The sequence below is a fragment of the Pseudomonas sp. R37(2017) genome (genome assembly GCF_002113375.1).
Classification (GTDB): domain Bacteria; phylum Pseudomonadota; class Gammaproteobacteria; order Pseudomonadales; family Pseudomonadaceae; genus Aquipseudomonas.
This window is the reverse complement of sequence record NZ_NEHO01000011.1, coordinates 50845-75596: the sequence shown is the minus strand read 5'-3', so window position 1 is coordinate 75596 and position 24752 is coordinate 50845. Positions and strand designations below refer to the sequence as shown.

At 62.2% G+C, this 24752-nt stretch carries 25 protein-coding genes; 11 read left to right on the top strand and 14 right to left on the bottom strand.

Annotated features, from left to right (window positions below; genetic code table 11):
• Positions 1-80: 80 nt before the first annotated feature.
• Positions 81-701: a TetR/AcrR family transcriptional regulator gene (locus CAG47_RS18370; protein ID WP_085726259.1), complete on the bottom strand. Its 621-nt coding sequence runs from the start codon at positions 699-701 to the stop codon at positions 81-83.
• Between the two features lie 135 nt (positions 702-836).
• Here CAG47_RS18370 and copC point away from each other — a divergent pair, with 135 nt between their 5' ends.
• From copC to CAG47_RS18345, 5 genes are all read left to right on the top strand, one after another.
• Positions 837-1202: a copper homeostasis periplasmic binding protein CopC gene (copC, locus tag CAG47_RS18365; RefSeq protein WP_085726258.1), complete on the top strand. Its 366-nt coding sequence runs from the start codon at positions 837-839 to the stop codon at positions 1200-1202.
• 3 nt (positions 1203-1205) lie between these two features.
• Positions 1206-2063 (top strand): copper homeostasis membrane protein CopD, encoded by an 858-nt coding sequence (gene copD, locus CAG47_RS18360; protein ID WP_085726257.1) that lies wholly within the window; start codon positions 1206-1208, stop codon positions 2061-2063.
• Between the two features lie 182 nt (positions 2064-2245).
• On the top strand, positions 2246-3541 hold the full coding sequence (locus CAG47_RS18355) for an OprD family porin (RefSeq protein ID WP_085726256.1): 1296 nt from the start codon (positions 2246-2248) through the stop codon (positions 3539-3541).
• A gap of 403 nt (positions 3542-3944) precedes the next feature.
• Positions 3945-4769, top strand: coding sequence for an NAD(P)-dependent oxidoreductase (locus CAG47_RS18350; protein ID WP_085726255.1), 825 nt, complete (start codon positions 3945-3947; stop codon positions 4767-4769).
• 35 nt (positions 4770-4804) lie between these two features.
• On the top strand, positions 4805-5692 hold the full coding sequence (locus CAG47_RS18345) for an SMP-30/gluconolactonase/LRE family protein (RefSeq protein ID WP_085726254.1): 888 nt from the start codon (positions 4805-4807) through the stop codon (positions 5690-5692).
• A gap of 61 nt (positions 5693-5753) precedes the next feature.
• Here the strand turns inward: CAG47_RS18345 and CAG47_RS18340 are convergent, their stop codons facing one another.
• The 13 genes from CAG47_RS18340 to pedF all read right to left on the bottom strand — a co-directional run bounded on the left by CAG47_RS18340 (position 5754) and on the right by pedF (position 19297).
• Positions 5754-7490, bottom strand: a complete 1737-nt coding sequence (locus CAG47_RS18340) for a NahK/ErcS family hybrid sensor histidine kinase/response regulator (protein WP_085726253.1) — start codon at positions 7488-7490, stop codon at positions 5754-5756.
• On the bottom strand, positions 7474-8637 hold the full coding sequence (ercA, locus tag CAG47_RS18335; RefSeq protein WP_085726252.1) for an alcohol dehydrogenase-like regulatory protein ErcA: 1164 nt from the start codon (positions 8635-8637) through the stop codon (positions 7474-7476). Before ercA ends, CAG47_RS18340 begins: the two co-directional genes overlap by 17 nt.
• Positions 8638-8851: 214 nt before the next feature.
• Entirely contained in the window at positions 8852-9994 is a 1143-nt protein-coding gene (gene pqqE, locus CAG47_RS18330; RefSeq protein WP_085726251.1) for a pyrroloquinoline quinone biosynthesis protein PqqE, read from the bottom strand.
• Positions 9972-10244, bottom strand: a complete 273-nt coding sequence (gene pqqD / locus CAG47_RS18325; protein WP_085726250.1) for a pyrroloquinoline quinone biosynthesis peptide chaperone PqqD — start codon at positions 10242-10244, stop codon at positions 9972-9974. Before pqqD ends, pqqE begins: the two co-directional genes overlap by 23 nt.
• Positions 10241-10993, bottom strand: coding sequence for a pyrroloquinoline-quinone synthase PqqC (gene pqqC, locus CAG47_RS18320; protein WP_085726249.1), 753 nt, complete (start codon positions 10991-10993; stop codon positions 10241-10243). The genes pqqD and pqqC overlap by 4 nt, the downstream gene beginning before the upstream one ends.
• Before the next feature lie 143 nt (positions 10994-11136).
• Positions 11137-12051: a pyrroloquinoline quinone biosynthesis protein PqqB gene (gene pqqB / locus CAG47_RS18315; protein ID WP_085726248.1), complete on the bottom strand. Its 915-nt coding sequence runs from the start codon at positions 12049-12051 to the stop codon at positions 11137-11139.
• Positions 12052-12106: 55 nt separating this feature from the next.
• Positions 12107-12178, bottom strand: a complete 72-nt coding sequence (gene pqqA / locus CAG47_RS18310; RefSeq protein WP_003253598.1) for a pyrroloquinoline quinone precursor peptide PqqA — start codon at positions 12176-12178, stop codon at positions 12107-12109.
• Positions 12179-12424: 246 nt separating this feature from the next.
• Positions 12425-13945: an aldehyde dehydrogenase family protein gene (locus tag CAG47_RS18305; RefSeq protein WP_085726247.1), complete on the bottom strand. Its 1521-nt coding sequence runs from the start codon at positions 13943-13945 to the stop codon at positions 12425-12427.
• A 282-nt stretch (positions 13946-14227) separates the two neighbouring features.
• Entirely contained in the window at positions 14228-16003 is a 1776-nt protein-coding gene (locus tag CAG47_RS18300) for a PQQ-dependent methanol/ethanol family dehydrogenase (protein WP_085726246.1), read from the bottom strand.
• A 239-nt stretch (positions 16004-16242) separates the two neighbouring features.
• On the bottom strand, positions 16243-17169 hold the full coding sequence (locus CAG47_RS18295) for a quinoprotein relay system zinc metallohydrolase 1 (RefSeq protein WP_085726245.1): 927 nt from the start codon (positions 17167-17169) through the stop codon (positions 16243-16245).
• 16 nt (positions 17170-17185) lie between these two features.
• Complete coding sequence (locus tag CAG47_RS18290) at positions 17186-17947, bottom strand: quinoprotein dehydrogenase-associated SoxYZ-like carrier (protein ID WP_085726244.1); 762 nt, start codon at positions 17945-17947, stop codon at positions 17186-17188.
• A gap of 9 nt (positions 17948-17956) precedes the next feature.
• Positions 17957-18832: an ABC transporter substrate-binding protein gene (locus tag CAG47_RS18285; RefSeq protein WP_085726243.1), complete on the bottom strand. Its 876-nt coding sequence runs from the start codon at positions 18830-18832 to the stop codon at positions 17957-17959.
• Positions 18833-18835: 3 nt separating this feature from the next.
• Entirely contained in the window at positions 18836-19297 is a 462-nt protein-coding gene (gene pedF / locus CAG47_RS18280) for a cytochrome c-550 PedF (RefSeq protein WP_085726242.1), read from the bottom strand.
• A 227-nt stretch (positions 19298-19524) separates the two neighbouring features.
• On the opposite strand from pedF, the gene CAG47_RS18275 reads away from it, so the two are divergent.
• The 6 genes from CAG47_RS18275 to CAG47_RS18250 all read left to right on the top strand — a co-directional run bounded on the left by CAG47_RS18275 (position 19525) and on the right by CAG47_RS18250 (position 24736).
• On the top strand, positions 19525-20709 hold the full coding sequence (locus CAG47_RS18275; protein ID WP_085726241.1) for an ABC transporter substrate-binding protein: 1185 nt from the start codon (positions 19525-19527) through the stop codon (positions 20707-20709).
• Positions 20710-20739: 30 nt separating this feature from the next.
• A complete protein-coding gene (locus CAG47_RS18270) occupies positions 20740-21699 on the top strand; it encodes a YVTN family beta-propeller repeat protein (protein ID WP_085726240.1) in 960 nt (319 codons plus the stop codon).
• Complete coding sequence (locus CAG47_RS18265; protein WP_085726239.1) at positions 21696-22427, top strand: ABC transporter ATP-binding protein; 732 nt, start codon at positions 21696-21698, stop codon at positions 22425-22427. Before CAG47_RS18270 ends, CAG47_RS18265 begins: the two co-directional genes overlap by 4 nt.
• The gene (locus CAG47_RS18260) at positions 22424-23215 is read left to right on the top strand and encodes an ABC transporter permease (protein WP_085726238.1); all 792 of its coding nucleotides are present in this window, start codon (positions 22424-22426) and stop codon (positions 23213-23215) included. Before CAG47_RS18265 ends, CAG47_RS18260 begins: the two co-directional genes overlap by 4 nt.
• 241 nt (positions 23216-23456) lie before the next feature.
• A complete protein-coding gene (locus tag CAG47_RS18255; RefSeq protein WP_085726237.1) occupies positions 23457-24014 on the top strand; it encodes a PQQ-dependent catabolism-associated CXXCW motif protein in 558 nt (185 codons plus the stop codon).
• A gap of 56 nt (positions 24015-24070) precedes the next feature.
• The gene (locus tag CAG47_RS18250) at positions 24071-24736 is read left to right on the top strand and encodes a response regulator transcription factor (protein WP_085726236.1); all 666 of its coding nucleotides are present in this window, start codon (positions 24071-24073) and stop codon (positions 24734-24736) included.
• The last annotated feature ends 16 nt before the right edge of the window (positions 24737-24752 follow it).

The window sequence follows — 24752 nt, the reverse complement described above, 5'->3', positions numbered from 1 at the left end:
CCACAGGGATTGTCTAAACGCCGAGATCCACTGTGGGAGCGAGCCTGCTCGCGAATAGGCCAGCCGCTACTCCACAAAAATCAAGGCTCCAACCCAATCCCCCGCAAAATCACACTGGTCACCGTCTGCACCGCCTTTTCGAACTGCATGTCCGACAGTGGCTGGTGGTCGTTCAGGATGTTCACCTGGTGATCGAAGTCGGCGTAGTGCTGGGTCGAGGCCCAGATCATGTAGAGCAGGCTCGACGGCTCCACCGGCAGGATGCGTTTGTCGTCCACCCACTGGCGGATTTTCGCTTCCTTCATCTTGGCCCAGTCGTACAGGCTCGCGTCCAGCGTTGCGCCGAGGGTCGGCGCGCCGTGGATGATTTCGTTGGCCCAGACTTTCGAACCATAAGGCCGGCTGCGGGAATGGTTCATCTTGGCGCGGATGTAACTGCTGAGCACCACCCGCGGGTCGTCGAACATCTCGAAACACAGCGCGTCCTGCTTCCAGACCTCCAGCAAGTCGAACAGCACGGCGCTGTACAACTCGGTCTTGGTGCTGAAGTAGTAATGCAGGTTGGAGCGCGGCAGTTGCACTTCAGCGGCGATGTCGGCCATGGCCGTGCTGCCGAAGCCCTTTTCAGCGAAGACCTTTTCCGCCCCCAGCAGAATTTTCTCGACGTTACTGCGACGAATCTCGATCTTGTGATTGCCCATGCGGGTCCCCGACAACAACCTTGAGCAAGACTAGCATCCGCTCTGGACTGCGGCGACAAAGGAAAACGAAACTTCGTACAGCCGCTGTCGCAAAGCTAAACTCAGCGCACTTGGAAACTGCCCTAGGTACTCACGATGCTGCTCAAGAAAACCCTGACCATCACAGCCCTGCTTGGCTCGCTGTTCGCCGCTTCATCGGTGCTTGCCCACGCCCACCTGAAAAGCCAGACACCGGCCGCCGACAGCACCGTGGCCGCGCCAACGCAATTGCGCCTGGAGTTCTCCGAGGGTGTCGAGGCCAGTTTCAGCAAAGTCACCCTGACCCGGGATGGCGCACCGGTGGCGGTGAAAGCGTTGACCACCGACGACAGCGACAAGAAGACCCTGATCGTCACCCCCGCCGCGCCTTTGACCGCCGGCACCTACAAAGTCGAATGGCACGCCGTGTCCGTCGACACCCACAAAAGCGAAGGTGCCTATGCCTTCAAGGTTGGCCAGTAGTTCATGGCGAGCGCGTTGGTGCTGTGCCGCTTCCTGCATTTCATCGTGGTGTTGATGCTGTTCGGGGCCTGGGTGTTCAGGCCGCTGCTTTCAAATGGCGAGACCATGCTGGATCAGCGCCTGGCACGGACCACCCGTTGGCTGGCTGTCGTGGCGCTGTTCAGCGGGGTCTGCTGGTTGTCGCTGATTACCGCGAGCATGGCCGGTGCCTGGGACGCGGCCTTCGATCCGTCGACCCTGGGCCTGGTGCTGGGTAACACCTTTTTCGGCCAGGTCTGGCGCTGGCATCTGCTGATTAACCTGGTATTGCTGGCACTGCTGCTGGCCCCACTGCGCGCCAGCCTTGCCCTGCGCCTGACCCTCAGCGGCCTGTTGCTGGCCACCCTGGCCCCGGTCGGTCACGGCGCCATGCTCGATGGCACCGCAGGCCAGTGGCTGATACTCAATCAACTCATTCACTTGATCTGCGTCGGGGCCTGGCTCGGCGGCCTGATGTTGCTGGTGATGATTCTGCGGGCGCCTGCGGGGCATTCGATACGCGTGATGTTGCAACGCTTCAGCGGTGTCGGCTACGGCCTGGTCGCCGGACTGCTGATCACCGGCCTGATCAATGTGCGGGTGCTCACCGGGGCATTCTGGCCAACGCCGCTGTTCACCGGTTTTGCCTTGATCCTGTTGGTCAAGGCCTCACTGGTAGCGGCGATGCTGGGTCTGGCGTTGTTCAATCGACTGCGCATCGATGACTGCGAGCAGCGTCTGCAAACACTGCGCGCCAGTGTGATGCTGGAGTGGATACTGGGGCTTGGCGCAGTGGCGGCGGTCTCGCTACTGGGCACCCTGCCCCCCATGATATCCAACTAAAAATCCATTCCCTTTGTGGGAGCGGGCCTGCTCCCACATTAGTTTCTTCGGCGTCAGTCCCTACCACACAAGTCATCGTATAACTTCCGATTGACAACTCGTAAAAATCCGGCAAATATCGCCGCCGATGTTGTACGACGACGTATGACACTAATAAAAACAAGAAACAAGGGAGCCTCACGGTGAGCAAGCTCGTCCGCCATTCGTCCACCCGTTCTTCGCGTCCAGACTTTTCCCGTCGTCATGCCCTGAGCCTGATCGGCTGCGGCAGCCTGGCCCTCGTCCTGCCCATGACCTGCCAGGCCGAAGGTTTCACCGACGACGCCAAGGCCACGCTGAATCTGCGTAACGCCTACTTCAACCGCAACTACATCAATCCGGCCTACCCCCAGGGCAAGGCTGAAGAGTGGACGCAGAACTTCATCCTCGACGCCAGGTCCGGGTTCACCCAGGGCACCGTGGGTTTCGGCATCGATGTACTGGGCCTTTACTCGCAGAAGCTCGATGGCGGCAAAGGCACCGGTGGCACGCAGCTGTTGCCGATCCACGACGACGGCCGCCCCGCCGACAATTTCGGCCGGCTGGGCGTGGCGCTCAAAGGCAAGGTCTCGAAAACCGAATTGAAGGTCGGCGAATGGATGCCGGTGTTGCCGATCCTGCGCTCCGACGATGGTCGCTCGTTGCCACAGACCTTCCAGGGCGCCCAGGTGACCTCCAGCGAAATCAGTGGCCTGACGCTGTACGGCGGTCAATTCCAGAAAAACAGCCCGCGCAACGACGCGAGCATGGAAGACATGTTCATGAACGGCAAAGCGGCGTTCACCTCGGACCGTTTCAACTTCGGTGGCGGTGAATATGCGTTCAATGAAAAGCGTACGCAGGTCGGCGTCTGGTACTCGGAACTCAGTGACATCTACCAGCAGCAGTACTTCAACCTGACTCATAGCCAGCCCGTCGGCGACTGGACCCTGGGCGCCAACCTGGGTTACTTCATCGGCAAGGAAGACGGCAGCGCCAAGGCCGGTGACCTCGACAACAAGACCGCGTTCGCCCTGCTCTCGGCCAGACATGGCGGCAACACCTTCTACGTCGGCCTGCAAAAACTCACCGGTGACGACGTCTGGATGCGGGTCAACGGCACCAGCGGCGGCACCCTGGCCAACGACAGCTACAACTCCAGCTATGACAACGCCCGGGAAAAATCCTGGCAGGTGCGCCACGACTACAACTTCGTCGCCCTCGGCATTCCCGGCCTGACCCTGATGAACCGCTATATCAGTGGTGACAACGTGCACACCGGGAAAATCACCGACGGCGAGGAATGGGGTCGCGAATCGGAACTGGCCTACACGGTGCAGAGCGGTGCGCTGAAAAACCTCAACGTGAAATGGCGTAACGCAACTATTCGCAGGAGCTTCAGCACCAACGAGTTTGACGAAAACCGGGTGTTCATCAGCTATCCGATCAGCCTGCTGTAAACACAGAGCAACTGTAGGAGCGAGCATGCTCGCGATAGCGGTGGATCAGTCGAAATTGATGCTGGCTGACACTCCGCAATCGCGAGCCTGCTCGCTCCTACAGTTAAATGTCTGTCATGCAAAAAACCGTCTGTTCACCAAAGATCCCCTGTAGGAGCGAGCATGCTCGCGATGGCGGTGGATCAGTCGATATTGATGCTGGCTGACACTCCGCCATCGCGAGCTTGCTCGCTCCTACAGGTTCGGGGTCAGCAGGGAGATTTGTTTCAACTGGAAAAAACGACCCTCCGTCAATTTCCACCCGTGTCGCGTTGACAAGCTCCGGAAACCCTAACAATATTCTCCATAGTCGTACGACAACCTACAACAAACCAATAACAACAACCGCGTGCCCAGGATTCCCATGACGACCACTGCAACCGCCCGCATCCCTTTCAACCGCCTGCTGCTGACCGGCGCCGCCGGTGGCCTGGGGAAAGTCCTGCGTGAAAGCCTGCGCCCTTACGCCAAGGTGATTCGCCTGTCGGACATCGCCGACATCGCCCCGGCCATCGATGACAGCGAAGAAGTGATGCCCTGCGATCTCGCCGACAAGCAAGCGGTGCATCAACTGGTCGAAGGTGTTGACGCGATCCTGCACTTTGGCGGCGTGTCCACCGAGCGCTCGTTCGAAGAAATCCTCGGCGCCAACATCTGCGGTGTGTTCCACATCTACGAAGCCGCGCGTCGCCACGGCGTGAAACGGGTGATCTTCGCCAGTTCCAATCATGTGATCGGCTTCTACAGGCAGGACGAAGTCATTGACGCCCACTCCCCTCACCGCCCGGACAGCTACTACGGCTTGTCCAAGTCCTACGGCGAAGACATGGCCACCTTCTATTTCGACCGCTACGGTATCGAGACCGTCAGCGTGCGCATCGGCTCGTCGTTTGCGGAGCCGCACAACCGCCGGATGCTGAGCACCTGGCTGAGCTTCGGCGACCTGACCCAATTGCTCGAACGCGCCTTGTACACCCCGGACGTCGGCCACACCGTGGTCTACGGCATGTCCGACAACAAGGATATCTGGTGGGACAACCGCTATGCCTCGGTCCTGGGTTTTACCCCGCAAGACAGCTCCGAAGTGTTCCGCGAAAAAATCGAAGCCCAGCCGATGCCCGCCGCCGATGATCCGGCCCGGCTGTACCAGGGCGGAGCCTTTTGCGCAGCCGGCCCGTTCGGCGACTGAACACTCCACAACAAAAACCCAGGGAATGAGTCGCCATGCAAGCCGAATTGATTGTCGATGCCCGCAACGCGGTCGGTGAAAGCCCGGTCTGGGTGCCTGAGGAAAACGCCCTTTACTGGGTGGATATTCCCGCCGGCGCTCTGCAACGCTGGAGTGCCGAAACCGGGCAATTGGATGCCTGGAAAACCCCGGAGATGCTCGCCTGTATTGCACGCCATGTTGACGGCGGCTGGGTCGCCGGGATGGAAAGCGGGTTCTTCCGCCTGCATCCGCGCAATGACGGCAGTCTCGACAGTGAACCGCTGGCCCACGTCGTTCATGCCCGCACCGACATGCGCCTGAACGACGGCCGTTGCGATCGGCAGGGGCGTTTCTGGGCCGGCAGCATGGTCCTGGACATGGGTGCCAACGCCGCCGTCGGGACCTTGTATCGCTACAGCGCCGGGCAACGCGGGCCGCTCGACGCCCGACTGAACGGGTTCATCGTGCCCAATGGCCTGGGCTTCAGTCCGGATGGGCGCACGATGTACCTGTCCGACTCTCATCCACAGGTCCAGCAGATCTGGGCGTTCGACTACGACATCGAAACCGGCACGCCTTCGAATCGTCGTGTGTTCGTCGACATGAACCAGCACGAAGGTCGCCCCGATGGTGCCGCGGTCGACGCCGATGGCTGCTACTGGATTTGCGCCAACGACGCCGGGCTCATCCACCGTTTTACCCCCGATGGCCGACTCGACCGCTCCCTCGCCGTACCCGTGAAGAAACCCACCATGTGCGCCTTCGGTGGCCCTCGACTGGACACGCTGTTCGTGACCTCGATCCGCCCCGCTGACGACCACGACCCGCAATCACTGGCCGGTGGCGTGTTCGCCCTCGCCCCCGGCGTCAACGGTCTGCCGGAACCACACTGCAACGATTGAGTGACGTTGGGGGCGCTTCTGTGGCGAGGGATAGACCAACGCGCACTACCTGCCCGCCGCTTCAGGCCGATACCCCCAACAGTTGACTCAACACCGCTCGCAATTTACCGGGCTTCACCGGTTTGTTCAGCAAGGGTGCATTGAGCCGCTGTAACGCGCGTCGACAATGGTCGGTGCGGTCGGCGGTAATGATCACCGCGGGAATGTCATGGTGGAAATGCTCGCGCAAATGTCGCACCACCTCACAGCCGACCACCCCGTGATCGAGGTGATAGTCCGCGAGAATCAGTTCCGGTGCCTGCCCGCGTAACGCCGCCAGCGCAGTTGCTTCATCGGTGGCTGTCACAACTTCGCAGCCCCACTGCCCGAGCAACGCGCTCATGCTTTCGAGAATGCTCACTTCGTTGTCGATCACCAGCAAACGGCGGCCCGGCAGTGGATTGCCGGTGCCCGGTTGTGGCAGCGCATGGCTCACTGGCAAGGGAACCTCGTCGGATATCGGCACCTCTATGCTGAACATCGAACCACGCCCCGGCAACGAGTACACGCCGATCCTGTAGCCCAGGATCCTGGCGATACGCTCGACAATCGCCAGCCCCAGGCCTACGCCCTTGCGGTCGGCGGCGCGCCCGACGTCCAACTGGTTGAACTCGAGGAAGATCGAATCGAGCCGGTCGGCGGCGATGCCACGCCCGGTGTCCCAGACTTCCAGGCGCAGCATCTCGCCCCGACGCCTTGCCGCCAGCAGGATGCTGCCTTCATCGGTGTAGCGGCAGGCATTGCTGAGAAAGTTGCGCAGGATCCGCGTCATCAGGCGCAAGTCGGTGCTGATGGCGTAATCGGCCATGCGCACCCGCAGGTTCAAGCCGGCCGCCTGGGCGACGGACTGGAACTCCGACACCAGCGGCCCGAGCAGTTCGTCGAGGCGGTACGAGGCAATATCGGGTTTGACCGCGGCCTGATCGAGCCGGGAAATGTCGAGCAGATCCGTCAACAGGTCTTCGGCCCCTTCCAGTGCCTGGTGGGTACGCTCCACCAGCACCTGTTCGGCTTCCGGCAATTTGCGTTCGCGCAGGGTCGAAATCAGCAGCCGCGCGGCGTTCAGCGGTTGCAGCAGGTCGTGACTGGCGGCAGCGAGGTATTTGTCCTTGCTGTGATTGGCGGCCTCGGCGGCATCGCGGGCGTCGCGCAAGGCCCGGGCGATCTGTTTACGCTGGGTGATCTGCTGCTGAAGGTTACGGTTGGCTTCGAGCAATTCATCGGTGCGCGCGACGACGCGCTGTTCCAGTTCGTCATTGAGTTGCTGCAGACGTTGCTGGGCCAGTTTGCGCTCAGTGATATCGGAGACAAACCCTTCCACGAGCCCTTCCTGGCCGGGCTTGAGCAGCAGGTTCATCAATACATCGAGGTGACTGCCGTCCTTGCGGCGCAAGCGGGTTTCATAACCGTGCAGGCTGCGCTGCTGCCTGAGGATTTCGCCGATGGTTTCCAGTTCTTGCGCGCCGTCGACGAACAGGGTGCTGGCCAGGTCGGTCAGGGAGAACAGCACCTCCTGCGGGTCCTGGTAGCCGAGCATGCGTGCCAGCGCCGGGTTGGCCGCGCGCATGCCATCGTGCAGGCTGGCCTGGAAGATCCCGTGCACCGCGTTTTCGAACAGCCACTTGTAGCGGTTGCGCTCGGCTTCCAGGTCATCCAGGCGCGCGGCCAGTTCCGGGTAATGACTCTTGCGCGCCGAATGGCTGCCCAGCCCCAGCAGGCCGGCCAGGGCTCGTTGTTGCTCGTCAGAGGGCTTCGCCATAGACGACCTCGACATCACGCTGGCTGGATTCGCGCGGGTTGGTCAGGATGCACGGGTCGTGCATCGCATGCTGCGACAGGAACGGAATGTCCGAGGTCCTGACGCCATGCAAACCGAGGGTTTCGTGAAAGCCGATGGCGTGCTTGAGGGCGATCAGGTGTTCGACCAGGCGCCCGCAGATCTGCCGGTGATTCAACCCTCGGCAGTCGATGCCGAAGGTCTCGGCGATCACCTTGAAGCGATCCGGCGCCGAGTTGTAGTTGAAGGCCACCACGTGTTCGACGAGCACCGCGTTGCACAGGCCGTGGGGCAGATCGAGAAAGCCGCCGAGGCTGTGGGACATGGCATGCACGGCGCCGAGGATGGCGTTGGAAAACGCCAGCCCGGCCTGCATGCTGCCGAGCATGATTTTCTCGCGCAGGGCGATGTCGGTCGGGTTGGCGATCATCTGCACCAGGTTGCCATTGATCAGGCGCATCGCCTCCAGCGCATGGGGATCGGTCAGCGGCCCGTGGCCGGTGGACACGAAGGCTTCGATGGCATGCACCAAGGCGTCGATGCCGGTACAGGCCGACAGGAACGGGTCCATGCTGAGGGTGGTTTCCGGGTCGATCAGCGAAACGTCCGGCACCACGGCCTTGCTGACGATGGAGAATTTCATGCGTTCCTGCTGGTTGGAAATGATCACGAATTGCGAGACGTCGGCCGAGGTGCCGGCGGTGGTCGGAATCAGGATCAGCGGCGGGCTGGGTACTCGGATGGTGTCCACGCCCTCGAAATCGAGAATGCTGCGCCCGTGGGCAACGACGATGCCGATGCCCTTGCCGCAATCCATCGGGCTGCCGCCACCGACGGCGACAATCACGTCGCAGTGGTTTTCCCGGTACATCTCGGCGCCGCACATCACTTCTTCGACCCGCGGGTTGGGCGAGACATCAGTGTAAAGGCAGTATTCGATGCCCAGGGCTTGCAGGCTGGCCTCGACATCGGCGACCCAGCCGGCGGCGATCACGCCGGGATCGCTGACCACCAGGACCTTGCGCGCGCCAAAGGTCTTGGCATAGTTGCCGACATTGTGCCGGCTACCGGCACCGAAGATGATCTCAGGGGAAACGAACTTGCGCAGCTGGTTGAGACTCTGGCTCATTTGAAAGCCTGTTTTTATTGTTTTGGAAGGTGCAAACCACACTAAACCATCCAGCTGTGAATGCAATCAGACCAATGGGTAGCCCATTCGAATCCACCGCAATCCCTGTAGGAGCGAGCATGCTCGCGATGCCGGAGTGTCAGTCACAGACATGTTGAATGTTCAACCGCTATCGCGAGCATGCTCGCTCCTACAGGGGATTTGTGTCGCCAGGCTAGCCGCGATAGATCAGCTGCGAAGCCTTCTCGTTGCGCAATGTCAGGTGCTCCATCCCCAACCCCGGCGCCTGCGCTTGCTTGCGGGCCTCGAGGATCACGCCGTGGTGAGGCGATTTGCTGCACACCGGGTCGGCATTGCCGGCATCGCCGGTCAGCATGAAGGCCTGGCAGCGGCAACCGCCCAGGTCCTTGTGCTTTTCATCGCAGGAGCGGCACGGCTCCTTCATCCAGGCATCGCCGCGAAAACGATTGAAGCCGAACGAGTCGTTCCAGATGTGCTCGACGCTGTGCTTGCGCACATTGGGAAACGCTACCGGCAACTGCCGGGCGCTGTGGCAAGGCAACGCCGTGCCGTCGGGGGTGATGTCGAGAAACAGGTTGGCCCAGCCGTTCATGCAGGTCTTGGGGCGTTCCTCGTAGTAGTCCGGGGTGACGAAGATCAGCTTGCACGGGTGGCCCTGGGCTTCAAGGCGTTGGCGGTACTCGTTGGTAATGCGTTCGGCACGTTGCAATTGCTCGCGGGTGGGCAACAGGCCGACGCGGTTGAGTTCGGCCCAGCCATAGAACTGGCAGGTGGCCAATTCGACGAAATCCGCTTCCAGTTCCAGGCACAGCTCGATGATCTGCGCGATCCGGTCGATGTTGTGCCGATGGGTGACGAAGTTCAGCACCATCGGATAGCCCTGGGCTTTCACCGCACGGGCCATCGCCAGTTTCTGGGCAAAGGCCTTGCGCGATCCGGCGAGCATGTTGTTCACCGCCTCGTCGGCGGCCTGGAAGCTGATCTGGATATGGTCCAGCCCGGCCACCTTGAAGTCATGCACCTTCTGCTCGGTCAGGCCGATGCCCGAGGTGATCAGGTTGGTGTAGTAGCCCATGTCCCGGGCAGCCTTGATCAGTTCGGCGAGGTCCTGGCGTACCAGCGGCTCGCCACCGGAAAAGCCCAGTTGCGCGGCGCCCATGTCCCGCGCTTCGCGAAATACACGAATCCATTCTTGCGTGCTCAGCTCCTCGCCGTGCCGGGCAAAGTCCAGTGGATTGGAGCAGTAGGGGCATTGCAGCGGACAGCGATAGGTCAGCTCGGCAAGCAGCCACAGTGGCGGTCCGGGCAGCGTCTCACTCGATCCAGAACTGCGCATGGGCCACCTCCAGAAACGCCAGAACGTCTTCGTCGATCCCGGGTACCCCGGGGAAACTGGCGTTCAATCTTTCAATGATCGACGCCACGCTGCGCTGGCCATCCACCAGCTCGAGAATCAGAGCGGCACTGGCGTTGAGCTTGATCATGCCTTCGGGGTACAGGAGTACGTGGCACTCCTGGCGAGGCTCCCATTGCAGCCGAAAACCGCGACGCAAGGCCGGTGACTGCCGGCGATCGATCAGGCTCACAGGGCGATCCCCCGGTGCCAGACATTGTCGTCGGTGACCGTGTGATACGGCGGTCGCGCAAGCTCGTAGGCCATGCTCATCGCATCGAGCATGCTCCACAGCACGTCGAGCTTGAACTGCAGGATCTCCAGCATCCGTTGTTGTCCCTGGGCCGTCACGTAGTGCGCCAAAGTGATACGCAAGCCATGTTCGACATCGCGCCGCGCCTGGCTCAGGCGCGTGCGGAAATAGTCGTAGCCGGCGACGTCGATCCACGGGTAGTGGGTCGGCCAGGCGTCGAGGCGCGATTGATGGATCTGCGGGGCAAAGAGTTCGGTCAACGAACTGCTGGCCGCTTCCTGCCAGCAGGCGCGACGGGCGAAATTGACGTAGGCGTCCACCGCAAAACGCACGCCGGGCAGCACCAATTCCTGGGACAGAATCTGCTCACGATCCAGCCCCACGGCTTCACCAAGGCGCAGCCAGGCTTCGATACCGCCCTCGCTGCCGGGAGCGCCGTCGTGGTCGAGAATCCGCTGCAGCCATTCCCGGCGCACGTCGCGGTCCGGGCAGTTGGCGAGAATCGCGGCGTCTTTCAGGGGGATGTTGATCTGGTAGTAGAAGCGATTGGCGACCCAGCCCTGGATCTGTTCACGGCTGGCGCGGCCGGCGTACATGGCCTGGTGGAAGGGGTGATGGATGTGGTAGTAGGCACCCTTGGCGCGCAGGGCGGCTTCGAATTCACTGGGGGACATGGGGCTGTCAGTCATTTTGTTCTCCATGGATTTCTGCGGTGTCTGCGCTGGCCTCTTCGCGAGCAGGCTCGCTCCCACAGGTGTTCGGTGTGAACACAAATTTCATGTACAGCAGAAATCCACTGTGGGAGCGAGCCTGCTCGCGAAGGGGCCAGCCGCTACAGCTCGATACTCATGCCGTCATAAGCCACTTCGATCCCCCGCCGCTCCAGCAAAGCCCGCTCGGCCGAGTCTTCATCGAGAATGGGATTGGTGTTGTTGATGTGGATCAGCACCTTGCGCTGGCGGTGCAAGCCCTCCAGCACTTCAAGCATCCCGCCGGGGCCGCTTTGGGCGAGGTGCCCCATTTCGCTGCCCAGGCTCTGGCCGACTTCGCAGATACGCATCTCGTCGTCGCGCCACAGGGTGCCGTCCAGCAGCAGGCAATCGGCACGCTGCATCCAGCCCAGCACTTCATCGTCGATTCGGCCAAGGCCCGGGGCATAGAACAACGAGGCGCCGTTGCGCAGGTCCTCGATGAACAAGCCGATGGTGTCGCCCGGCTGCGGGTTGCCGCGATTGGGCGAATACGGCGGCGCGTTGCTCACCAGGGGAATCGCGCGAAATTGCAAATGCCCGCAAGACGGAATGCCGAACGGCTGGCGGTCGAGACCGACCGGTTGCCACTGCAATCCGCCGCTCCAGTGTTCAAGCATGTTGAACAATGGGAAACCGCTGCTCAGGTCCTGATGCACACGCTCGGTACACCACACCGCATGGGGGCAGCCTTCGCGCAGGCTGAGCAGACCGGTGCAATGGTCGATCTGGCTGTCCAGCAGGACGATGCCGGCGATGGCGCTGTCACGCAGGCGCCGCGCCGGTTGCAACGGGGCAAAACCCTCGAGTTGCGCGCGAATGTCCGGTGACGCATTGCACAGCACCCACTCCACGCCGTCGTCACTCAGAGCAATCGACGACTGCGTACGGCGCTGTGCCCGCAGGCTGCCATTGCGCACACCGGTGCACTGGCGGCAGTTGCAGTTCCACTGGGGGAAGCCACCGCCAGCGGCGGAACCGAGAACGCGGATGTACATGGCGGATGCTCCAGAAGGCTGGCCCGGCCAACACAACGGCTGGCCGGGTGGTCAATCAACGGTTGGCGAAATACATCGTCACTTCGAAGCCAATGCGCAGATCGGTAAACGCGGGTTTAGTCCACATGGGTCATTCCTCTTCTTGTGTCCGGGTGATTCCGGTAGTGCCATTAATGCACGGGGCATCGAGTGCCCGAATGCTACTTTCGAAGGAGTTTGCGGGGTGATTTGGTAGGGGGTGTGCGTACCGCACAAATTCATGTGGGAGCGAGCCTGCTCGCGAAAGCGGTCTGACAGTCGACATCAATAGCGAATGTGCTGACCTCTTCGCGAGCAGGCTCGCTCCCACAGATTTTTCAGTGTTCTTGAGAGGTCAGAAGAACCCCAGCGGATTGATGTCGTAGCTTACCAGCAGGTTTTTGGTCTGCTGGTAGTGATCGAGCATCATCTTGTGGGTTTCACGGCCGACGCCGGACTTCTTGTAGCCCCCGAACGCCGCGTGCGCCGGGTACAGGTGGTAGCAGTTGGTCCACACGCGCCCGGCCTTGATCGCCCGGCCCATGCGGTAGGCGCGGTTGATGTCGCGGGTCCACAGGCCGGCGCCCAGGCCGAACTCGCTGTCGTTGGCAATCGCCAGGGCTTCGGCTTCGTCCTTGAAGGTGGTGATACCCACCACCGGGCCGAAGATTTCCTCCTGGAACACGCGCATCTTGTTGTGTCCCTTGAGCAGGGTCGGCTGGATGTAATAGCCGCTGGACAGGTCGCCCTCCAGGCGTTCGGCCGCGCCGCCGGTGAGCAGCTCGGCGCCCTCCTCCCGGGCAATGGTCAGGTACGAGAGGATCTTGTCGTATTGCTGCTCGGACGCCTGGGCGCCGACCATGGTCTCGGTGTCCAGGGGGTTGCCGCGCTTGATCTTGACGATCTTCTTCATCACCTCGGCCATGAACGGCTCGTAGATGGACTCCTGCACCAACGCCCGGGAGGGGCAGGTGCAGACTTCGCCCTGATTGAAGAACGCCAGGACCAGACCTTCGGCGGCTTTTTCGATGAACGCGGGTTCCGCGTTCATGATGTCCTCGAAGAAGATGTTCGGCGATTTGCCGCCGAGTTCGACGGTGGACGGGATGATGTTTTCCGCCGCGCATTTCATGATGTGCGAGCCGACCGGAGTCGAGCCGGTGAAGGCGATCTTGGCGATGCGCTTGCTGGTGGCCAGGGCTTCGCCGGCCTCGCGCCCGAAGCCCTGGACGATGTTCAGCACGCCCGCCGGCAGCAGGTCGGCGATCAGCTCGGCGAAGACCATGATCGACAGCGGCGTTTGCTCGGCAGGCTTGAGCACGACGCAGTTGCCTGCCGCCAGGGCCGGGGCGAGTTTCCAGGCGGCCATCAGCAGCGGGAAGTTCCATGGAATGATCTGCCCGACCACGCCCAGCGGCTCATGGAAGTGATAGGCCGTGGTCAGCTCGTTGATCTCGGCGGCGCCGCCTTCCTGGGCGCGGATGCAGCCGGCGAAGTAACGGAAGTGGTCGGCCGCCAGCGGCACGTCGGCGTTCAGGGTTTCGCGTACGGCCTTGCCGTTGTCCCAGGTTTCGGTGACGGCCAGGACTTCAAGGTTCTGCTCGATGCGATCGGCGATTTTCAGCAGCACCTGGGAGCGCTCCTGCACCGAGGTCTTGCCCCAGGCGTCGGCAGCGGCATGGGCGGCGTCGAGGGCCTTGTCGATGTCGGCGGCGCGGGAGCGCGGGAATTCGGCGATCACTTCACCGTTGACCGGCGAGGTGTTGGTGAAGTACTCGCCATCGATCGGAGCGACAAACTCGCCACCGATAAAATTGCCGTAGCGCGGTTTGAAGGTAACGACGGCGCCTGGGGTTCCGGGTTGTGCGTAGATCATGATGAGGCCTCTGTCGGGGTCGATACGGTGTGTTTTCTGTAGGAGCGAGCATGCTTGCGATGAACTCGTGAGCGACGCGGGGTGTCAGGCAGCCAGCGTCATCATTGACGACCATCGCGAGCTTGCTCGCTCCTACAGGGGGTTATGCGATGTAGTTGCTGTAGGAGCGAGCATGCTCGCGATGAACTCGCGGGCGACGCGGGGTGTCAGGCAGCCAGCGTCTTCGTTGACGACCATCGCGAGCTTGCTCGCTCCTACAGGGGGGTAGCGGTGTAGTCGGGGTCAGTGCTTGGCCACCAGGTCCTTGGGCAGCTTGAAGGTCCAGAGCATGCCGCCCTGGTTGAAGTCCTTCACCCGCTTGGCCACTTCGCCGCCCCACAGCGGTACCGCGCCGCCCCAGCCGGAGAGCACCGAGACGTACTGTTCGCCGTCCATTTCCCAGGTCACGGGTGAGCCGAGTACGCCGGAGCCGGTCTGGAATTCCCAGACCTTTTCGCCAGTCCTGGCGTTGAACGCCTGCAGGAAACCCTCCGGTGTGCCGGTGAACACCAGGTTGCCCTTGGTGGTCAGCACCCCGCCCCACAGCGGCGCATAGTTCTTGTGGCGCCAGACTTCCTTGCCGGTTTTCGGATCGATGGCCCGCAGCACGCCGATGTAGTCTTCGTTCAACGGCTTGATGGTGAACCCGGCGCCGAGGAACGCCGCGCCTTTCTTGTAGGCGATGCCTTCGTTCCAGATGTCCATGCCCCATTCGTTGGACGGCACATAGAACAGCCCGGTGTCCTTGTTGTAGGCCATCGGCATCCAGTTTTTCGCGCCGAGGAACGCCGGCGCCACGAAGACCGAACTGCCCTTGGCTTCGGAACCCGGGGCACCGGGGCGGCTGGCTTCGTTGTAGATCGGCCGGCCGTTCTTATCCAGGCCGGTGGCCCAGGTGATCTTGTCCACGAACGGGAAGCCACGGATGAACTTGCCGTTGGTGCGATCCAATACGTAGAAGAAACCGTTACGGTCGGCCGTGGCCGCCGCCTTGATCTCCTTGCCGCCTTCGCTGTAGTTGAAGGACACCAGCTCATTCACGCCGTCGTAGTCCCAACCGTCGTGGGGCGTGCTCTGGAAGTGCCACTTGATGGTGCCGTCGTCCGGATTGAGCGCCAGGCGCGACGACGAATAAAGGTTGTCGCCAGGGCGCAGGTGCGAGTTCCACGGCGCCGGGTTGCCGGTGCCGAACAGCAGAAGGTTGGTTTCCGGGTCGTAGTAGCCGCCAAGCCAGGGGGCCGCGCCGCCGGTTTTCCAGAGGTCGCCCGGCCAGGTCTTGCCCGCCTCGCCGCCGGAGATGCCGTTCTCCACCGCTTTGCCGTCCTTGTAGACGTAGCCCATATGCCCTTCGACCGTAGGCCGGGTCCACAGCAGATCACCGTTTTTCGGGTCGTAGGCCTCGATCTTGCCCACCACGCCAAACTCGCCACCGGCCACGCCGGTAATCAGCTTGCCGTTGATCACCAGCGGCGCGGCACTGATCGAGTAGCCTTCCTTGTGGTCGGCGACTTTCTTGCTCCAGACCACCTTGCCGGTGTCCTTGTTCAGCGCCACGAGCTTGGCGTCGAGGGTGCCGAAAATCACCAGGTCGCCATACAGCGCGACACCACGATTGATCACATCGCAGCATGGGCGGATGTCATCGGGCAGGCGTGCGTCGTATTGCCAGAGTTTCTTTCCAGTGCGGGCATCCACGGCGAACACCCGCGAGTAGGAGCCGGTCATGTACATCACGCCGTCCTTGACCACCGGCTGGGCCTGCTGGCCACGCTGTTTTTCACCGCCGAAGGAAAACGCCCAGGCCGGACGCAGGTCCTTGACGTTGTCGACGTTGAGAATATCCAGCGGGCTGTAACGCTGCCCCTGAACGCCGAGGCCGTTGGTCACGATCTGTTCCGGGTTCTTGGGATCCTGGAGAATGTCCTGGTCGGAAACGCCGGCCATTGCCTGGCCGGACAACAGCATGGCACTGAGTAACAGGCTCAAGACGAAGGGCTGGCGACGTGCGGGTTGAGTCATGACGGCTTCCTCTGCGGATTGTTGTTATGTCCGGGAAATTTTCCCGGTCTGGTGCAGATTCTTGAGCGCCGCCGCGCTGGCAACAATTGGCCGCAATGTGGAGTTTTCTAGTTCCTTGGTAGGGGTTGTAGGAGCGAGCAGGCTCGCGATGGTCGTCAACGTTAACGCTGGATGCCGGACACACCGCGGTGTTCTCGCGTCCATCGCGAGCATGCTCGCTCCTACAGGGGGCGGTGTGGTTATCGATCGACCCGCGTCATCCGCTCGCGCTCGTAACGCGGGTACAGGTGGCTGACGCTGCGGATCAGTTCGTAGCGGCTCAACTTGATGCAGGCGAAGCGTTCGGGGATGGGGTTGCGGATCATCTCGGCCATGTCACTGCCATTGGCGGCACCCTCGCGCATCAACTGATCGAGCCAGGTCAGGTAATCGCGCATTTGCTCGAAGGGATGTGGATCGCTCGACACCGGCCCATGCCCCGGCACGATCAGTGTCCAGGGCAAGCCTTGCAGGGTTGCCAGGTCCGCCAGCCACACTGACAGCCCGGGACTGTTGGGCGTAGTCAGCGCCCGTTGATAAAACACCAGGTCCCCGGCAAACAGCACACCGGTTCGCTGGTCGAGAATAGCCAGATCCGCGCCCGTATGCCCACCCAGGCTCAGCAGGCGCAGATCGTGATTCCCAAAACTTTTCAGGCCTGATGTCAGCGTCCGGGTCGGCAACACCACTTCGGTGCCACGCATCCAGTCGCCAACCATCCGGTACATATTCTCGGCCATGGCATCGCCTTGCCGGTGCAACAGCTCGGTGGTGCCGGCCAAGGCGCCGATCGGCACATCACTGAAGGCCTGGTTGCCCAGCACATGGTCCGGATGGTGATGGGTCAGCAAGACCTCGATCACCGGCTTGTCGGTAGTGGCGGCAATGGCCTTGCGCATCGCTTCGCCGTAGCGCCTGGACGGCCCGGTGTCGATCACCACCACGCCGCGTTCGGTGACGATGAACGCGGTGTTGACGATGTTGCCGCCATTGGCCTTGGCGAAATTATCGGTGCTGCCTTCCAGCAGCCAGGTGTCCTGGGCGATCTGCCGGGGCTTGAGCGAGTACTCGAGATCGGCCAGGACCGGCAGACTGACGCTTAACACCATCAACAGGATCCAGCGCATGCCACGCTCCTTGGGGTCAGGGGATCAACGCATCGAATTCATTGCCGCTGTTGTCCCGCAGCAGCAGGCGCGTTTGCCCTGCCCCTTCGATGTCGAAGGCCAGGCTGGGGTTTTCGCTGACCGCGGGAAACAGTTCCAGCCTGGCCAACACTTGCTCGTTGTGGTCCCGCAGCTCGGCATGGTTGATGAAGAATTCCGGAATGCCGCTGGCCATGCCGTTGTCCATGGGATGGGCCACCTGCAAACGCAAGCGGCTGAATTCACCCCGAGGATAACGACCGCCCAGCACTTCACCGATGTGTTCTTCCCAGCCCGGTTGAGTCCGCACCACGCTCGGCGCGGTGCAGCCGCCACCGGCAGCGTCGATCAGGGTCGATCCGACATGCCACACGCCGTCGCGGGTCAACACCGCCGCGCGCAAGGGCGTGGCCTGTTCGATGCGAATGCGCAACGACAGCCAGGGCAGAACCGAATCCAGCGGCTGGAAGTCGACGATCTTCGGCAACGGGTTCAGCTCTGCCCAGGCGAGAATTTTCACCACCTCACCCTTGAACGCCCGGGCATCGATTTCCAGCGGCACCTGCCGGGCATCTTCGGCAAAAGGCGGCGCGATCAGCTTGATCCGTTCGTCGAAAACGAACGGCGCATTGCCCAGCAATTGCTGCCGATAGAAAGCCCACATCACCGAAGGCACCGGGTCTTTACCAGGATCGATCGCGTCAGCCTGTGCCGCCAGGCTCAGCCAGCAGACCAACAGACAACTCCCTCGCCATTTCATCGCCTGCTCCTATTGATACATCTCGGGCACGTCGTAGCGCAGGCCGTAATGGCCGTAGATGGCCTTCACCGCACCCTCGCGGATCAGACCTTCGAGTGCTTCATCCACGGCATAGGCCAACTGCCGGTTGCTTTCGTGCACCGCCATGCCGATTTCCCACCGTTGCTTGCCCATGTTCGGATAGGCGTTCTCGGCCAGCGCCACTTGCGGGTCAGCCGCTTCATGGACCTGCCAGTCGATTTCGCCGCGCATGGCCATCACCGCGTCGACTTCGCCCGCCTTCATCGCGGCAAACGCCTGGGGCACGCCGGGATAGTGATGGGTCTTGCCGGCGAGCATGCCGTTGAACACCGAAGTCAGGTAGAACGACGGCACGCTGTCGACTTCGACGCCAATCGGGTGTTGCTCGAACACCGCGACGCTGGCGACCTTGTCCAGACGCCGACGGTCGTAGGCCACTTGCCATTGTTCGGTCTGGTACGGCCCGAACATCACCACCTGGCCGTTGACCAGTTCGCCGAACTCGTTGCGCTTCTGCGCGTAATCCTTGTCGTAAGGCACACGCATCATCAGGTCGGCCAACTGCTGGTTGTGCAAGGCACTGGCACGCCAGATGTAATCGCGCAGGTCGTCGTCGAGCTTTTCCCCGGCCGGCGCCCAGATCAACGTCAGGCGCACGCCGAGTGCCTTGGCCAGAGCCTCGGCGAGTTCGACATCGACCCCTTGGGGTTTGCCGTCACGTTCAAAGCTGTAGGGGGCGAAATCCTTGTAGACCGCCACCTTCAGCTCCCCGGCGGCGATCATTTCGTCGTAGTTGCGGACCTGCGCCTGCGCCGCCTGGCAGCACAGCCACACCGCGCTGATCAACACCGCGAGCAGGCGCATGGATCACTCCTCGACGCGGACGCTATCCAGATAAGTACGAACCGCCCACAGCGCTTCCTGGCTCAGGTAGTCGGCCATCTTCGGCATGTACACCCGGCCGTCGCGTACCGCGCCATTGCGCACCCGTTCGACGAACCATTCGTCACCCGCGTCGCCGGCATCGAGCATGCGCAAGTCCGGCGCGATACCGCCCGACTTGGCCTCCAGGCCATGACAGGCCGCGCAGTTCTGGTTATAGGCCGATGAGCCGATTTCCACGGCCTTGTCGTGCTCCGGGGAGTTGCGATAAGGGTTGGCCGCGGCCCAGCCATCAGCATCGACTTTCACGCCGGCATCCTTGATCGGCGTCAGTCCCTTGGTTTCGACGGCCTGAGGCACCACGTTGCCATGGGCCCATACGGAACCTGCACTGATAAAGCCGGCCAGCAGTCCGGCGACGAGCAAGGCGTTGCGTTTTGTTGTCATTGTTTTGCCCTCAAGATTGCACGCAAAACCTCTTGGCAGAGGCTATGGCGGTAATCTTAGAAAGCGCCTCGCCCAGACCCCATGCTGCTTTGGTGGTCGCCGCCTCCTCCCTTGGTCGTAGTGCTTGTGGCGAGCTACTACCTTGGTACTGCCCCACCGGTACTTTCTGCATATTTCCACGTTCGCACGGGCTTCCTATGCTGGCGCTACCTGTAATGGAGAGCCTTATGCGCCAGCTTGCCGCTTACGCCCTGATGTATCTGCTGGCGATTGCCTGCGCCGCTGGCGTGGCCACGCAAAGCCAGGCCGCCGATGCACCCTTGCAGGTGCGGATCGGCTACCTGGGCTATCGCCCCGACCCCGGCCCGCTGCTGTCGAACGTCATCCCCGAGCCCACCGATGCCGGACTGCGCGGCGCCGAACTGGCGATCACCGACAGCAACAGCACCGGGCGTTTTCTCAATCACGGCTACAGCCTGGTCAGCGCCAGTGTCGACAGCCCCGAGGCCTTGCTCGAAGCGGCGAAGGCTCAGCACGAACAAGGCCTGCGCCTGTTTGTGGTGAACGCACCTGCAGGCAACCTGCGCCAACTCAGTGCCGCACTGCCCGACAGCCTGCTGTTCAACGCAGGCAGCCCGGACGACAACCTGCGCACCACCGATTGCCTGCCGAACGTGCTGCACACCCTACCGAGCCGGGCGATGCTCGCCGATGCGCTGGCGCAGTTCCTGGTGCTGCGCAAATGGCAGCGGGCGCTGCTGATTGTCGGCCCGACCCCGGACGATCAAGCCTATGCCGCCGCCTTGCGCCGCGCGGCCAAGCGCTTCGGCTTGCAATGGGTGGCGGAAAAACCCTGGAGCTTCGATAACGACCAGCGCCGCAGCGCCCAGGCCGATATGCCGCTGTTCACCCAGACCGCCGAGTACGACGTGGTGCTGGTGGCCGATGAACGCGGCGACTTCGGTGAATACGTGCCCTACCAGACCTGGTACCCGCGCCCGGTCGCCGGCACCCAGGGCCTGACCCCGGTGGGCTGGCACAAGACCGTGGAAACCTTCGGCGCCGCGCAGCTGCAAAAACGCTTCGAGACCCTCGCCGGTCGCTGGATGAACGACCGCGATTTCGCCGCCTGGATGGCCGTGCGCAGTATCGCCAGCGCCGTGAGCAAACTGCGCCAGGCCGACCCGATGGCGATCCGTGCGCTTGAGATCAGCGACCAGTTGCCGCTCGACGGTTTCAAGGGCCGCAAGCTCAGTTATCGGCCGTGGAACGGCCAATTGCGCCAGCCGATCCCCATCGTCCAGCCCCGGGCGCTGGTCAGCACTTCTCCTCAGGACGGTTTTCTGCACCCGTTAAACGAGATGGACAGCCTGGGCTACGACAAACCCGAGGTCAGCTGCCGCTTTCCCTGATCCGATAATCAAGACAACAAGGAATCCGCCATGCGCCGCACCCTGCTTTCATGCGCCCTGCTGCTCGCCGCTGGCCATGTCGTTGCCAGCACTGCCTGGGTCTCCAACGAAAAGGACAACAACCTGAGCCTGATCGACCTGCAGACCCTGCAAGTCACCGATACCCTGCCCGTCGGCCAGCGCCCCCGCGGCCTGCTGCTGTCCCATGACAACAAGCTGTTGTACATCTGCGCCAGTGACTCGGACCGGGTCCAGGTGATGGACGTGGCCACGCGCAAGATCATCAAGGAGTTGCCCTCGGGCAAAGACCCCGAGCAATTCGCCCTGCACCCCAACAATCGCTGGCTGTACGTCTCCAACGAAGACGATGCGCTGGTCACGGTGATCGACACCGAGACCTCCAGGGTGCTCGGCCAGATCAACGTCGGCGTCGAGCCCGAAGGCATGGCCGTCAGCCCCGACGGCAAATGGGCGGTCAACACCAGCGAAACCACCAACATGCTGCACTGGATCGACACCAGCACCCAGACCCTGGCCGACAGCACCCTGGTGGACCAGCGCCCGCGCTTCGTCGAATTCTCCCCCGATGGCACCCAGCTCTGGGCCTCGGCGGAAATCGGCGGCACCGTGACCATTCTCGATGTGGCCAGCCGCACCGTGCTCAAGACCCTGAACTTCCAGATCAAGGGCGTGCATCCGGACAAGGTCCAGCCGGTCGGCGTCAAGCTCAGCGCCGATGGCAAATACGGCTTCGTCGCCCTTGGCCCGGCCAACCATGTGGCGGTGATCGATGCCAGGACCTTCGAGATTCTCGATTACCTGCTGGTGGGCCGACGGGTCTGGCAGATGGCTTTCACTCCGGATCAGAAGCAATTGCTGGCCACCAACGGCGTCAGCGGCGATGTCTCGGTGATCGATGTCGACAGCCTCAAGGTGAGCAAATCGGTGAAGGTCGGGCGTTATCCCTGGGGTGTGGTGGTGACGCCATGAACGCCCTTGAAGTCAGCGACCTGAGCTTTGCCTACGGCGCCCGAGAGGCCTTGCGCAAGGTGAGTTTCAGCCTGGAGCCCGGACGTTTCGCTGCGCTGCTGGGGCCCAACGGCGCGGGCAAGTCGACCCTGATTGCCCTGCTGACCCGGCTCTATGATCTGCAGCACGGCGAGATCCGCGTCGGTGGCTGTTCATTGCGCAGCGCGGCACGTCCGGCGCTCAGGCAATTGGGCGTGGTGTTCCAGCAAAGCACCCTGGACCTGGACCTCAGCGTCGAGCAGAACCTGCGTTATCACGCCGCATTGCATGGCTTGTCCCGGCGTCAGAGCGACCTTCGGGTCGACGCCGAACTGGCCCGCCAGACTCTGACCGAACGCCGCCGCGAGCGAGTACGTGAACTCAATGGCGGCCATCGTCGCCGGGTGGAAATCGCCCGCGCCCTGTTGCATGAGCCGCGCCTGCTGCTGCTCGATGAAGCCAGTGTCGGCCTCGACCCGGCGAGTCGCCTGGCGCTCAACCAGCACATCCGCAACCTGTGTCGCGAGGAGCGCATGAGCGTGCTCTGGACCACTCACCTGCTCGACGAAGTGCAGCCCAGCGATGACTTGCTGATCCTGCATCAAGGCCGGCTGGTGGCCAGCGGACAAGCCGATGCCCTGAGCCAGCGGCACGGCGGTGACCTCCGCTCGGCCTTCACCCGCCTGACCTCCACGGGAGCCTTGCAATGACCGCTTACTGGCAATGCTTGCGCGGCATCGTGCTGCGCGAATGGCTGCGCTTTGTGTTGCAGCGCACGCGGTTTCTCAGCGCCCTGGTGCGACCGTTGCTGTGGCTGCTGGTGTTCGCCGCCGGTTTCCGCGCAGCGCTGGGGATCGCGATCATCGAGCCCTACGACACCTACATTCCCTATGAGGTCTACATCATCCCCGGCCTGGCCTGCATGATCCTGCTGTTCAACGGCATGCAGGGGTCACTGTCGATGGTCTACGACCGCGAGATGGGCAGCATGCGCGTGCTGCTCACCAGCCCTTTGCCCCGGATCTTTCTGCTGTGCAGCAAACTGTTGGCCACCTCGCTGATTTCGCTGTTGCAGGTTTATGCGTTCCTGGCGATTGCCTGGGTCTACGGCGTGCGGCCACCGGCCATGGGGCTGCTGCTGGCATTGCCGGCCCTGCTGCTGGTGGCGCTGATGCTCAGCGCGCTGGGCCTGTTGCTGTCGAACGCGATCCGCCAGCTGGAGAACTTTGCCGGGGTGATGAATTTCGTGATCTTCCCGCTGTTTTTCCTGTCTTCGGCGCTGTATCCGCTGTGGAAGATGCGTGAGGCCAGCGAATGGTTGTATTGGTTGTGCGCGGTGAATCCGTTTACCCATGCGGTAGAGCTGGTGCGCTTTGCCCTGTATGAACGCTTCAATCCGCTGGCGCTGGCGGTGTGCATGGGACTGACGCTGCTGTTCGCCCTGCTGGCCGTGCTGACCTTCAACCCGCAACACGCGGCCCTGCGCAAATCCACCTGAACCTTGTAGGAGCGGGTGCCCGCTTGCGGCATGCTCGCGATGAACCTGAGAGCGCCACGGGGAGCCAGATATCCCGCGTCATCGTTGACGACCATCGCGAGCATGCTCGCTCCTACAGGGGGCCGGGTTTGATCAAGCGGCGGAAATTACGACTTTAGTACTGGTTTTACCTGTCTAACGTCGCATTCCCAACGCACCACGACTGGCATGTAATAGGTTCATAACTATAAGGATCGAACCCATGCCGCGTGCCCGACGTTGCCTGCTGCGCCCTGCTCTCGCCGCCCTGTCGCTAAACCTGCTGCTGGGTACCGCGCAGGCTGACACAACGCTGTTCTCCGCCGACGGCTATCGCATCAGCCTGTACCGCAGCCCGACGCCAGACCAGCTGCAAGGCGCGACCATCGTCGACACACCCGCCCTGCAGGCCCTGCTTGAACAAAACCCGCGCCCGGTGCTGATCGACGTCTACCGCCGTCAGTGGCTGCGAGGGCAATTCATCGAAGACCAGCCCCATGAAAACCTGCCAGGCAGCCATTGGCTGGCCAATACCGGCGACGGTGAGCTGACGCCGCAATGGCAGGACTATTTCGCCGCAAACCTGAAAAAGCTGACCGCCGGCGACCCGACGCAACCGCTGGTCTTTTACTGTCGCTCCGACTGCTGGTTGAGCTGGAATGCGGTCAAGCGCGCAGCCACCATGGGCTATAAGACCCTGTATTGGTATCGCGATGGCCTGGACGCCTGGCAAGCGGCCAATCTGCCGGTTTCGCCAGCCCTGCCCGAACCCTTTCCCTGAGCTTTACGCGAGCGTGCTGTTGCCACACCATAATCAAAATAATGAGGTGAAAGGCCATGTACAAAATCCTGATTGCCGACGATCACCCGCTGTTTCGCGAAGCCATTCACAACGTCGTCAGCGACGGTTTTGCCGGCAGCGAAGTGATGGAAACCGCCGACCTGGACAGCGCCCTGGCCCTGACCCGGGAACACGATGACCTGGACCTGATCCTGCTCGACCTGAACATGCCCGGCATGCACGGGCTCAATGGCCTGGTCAACTTGCGTAACGAAGCGCCGACCATTCCGGTGGTCATTGTCTCCGCCGAGCAGGACAAACAGATCGTGCTGCAAGCCATCACCTATGGTGCGGTGGGGTTTATCACCAAGTCGTCACCCCGCGCCCAGATGACCGATGCCATCCAGCAGATTCTCAATGGCAATGTCTACCTGCCCCCGGACATCATCCGCACCGCCAAAAGCAGCACCCACCGGCGAATGAACGATACCCCGGGCTTCCCGCCCGAACTGCTCCAGGCCCTGACCCGCAAGCAACTGCAGGTACTGGAGCGCATGACCAAGGGTGAGTCGAACAAGCAGATTGCCTACACCCTGGAAATCGCCGAGACCACGGTCAAGGCCCACGTATCGGCGATCCTGCGCAAGCTCAACGTACACAACCGGGTGCAGGCGATCCTGAGTGCCGGGGATATCGATTTCGGGGCTTACCTGCGGAGGTAGGAGCGAGCATGCTCGC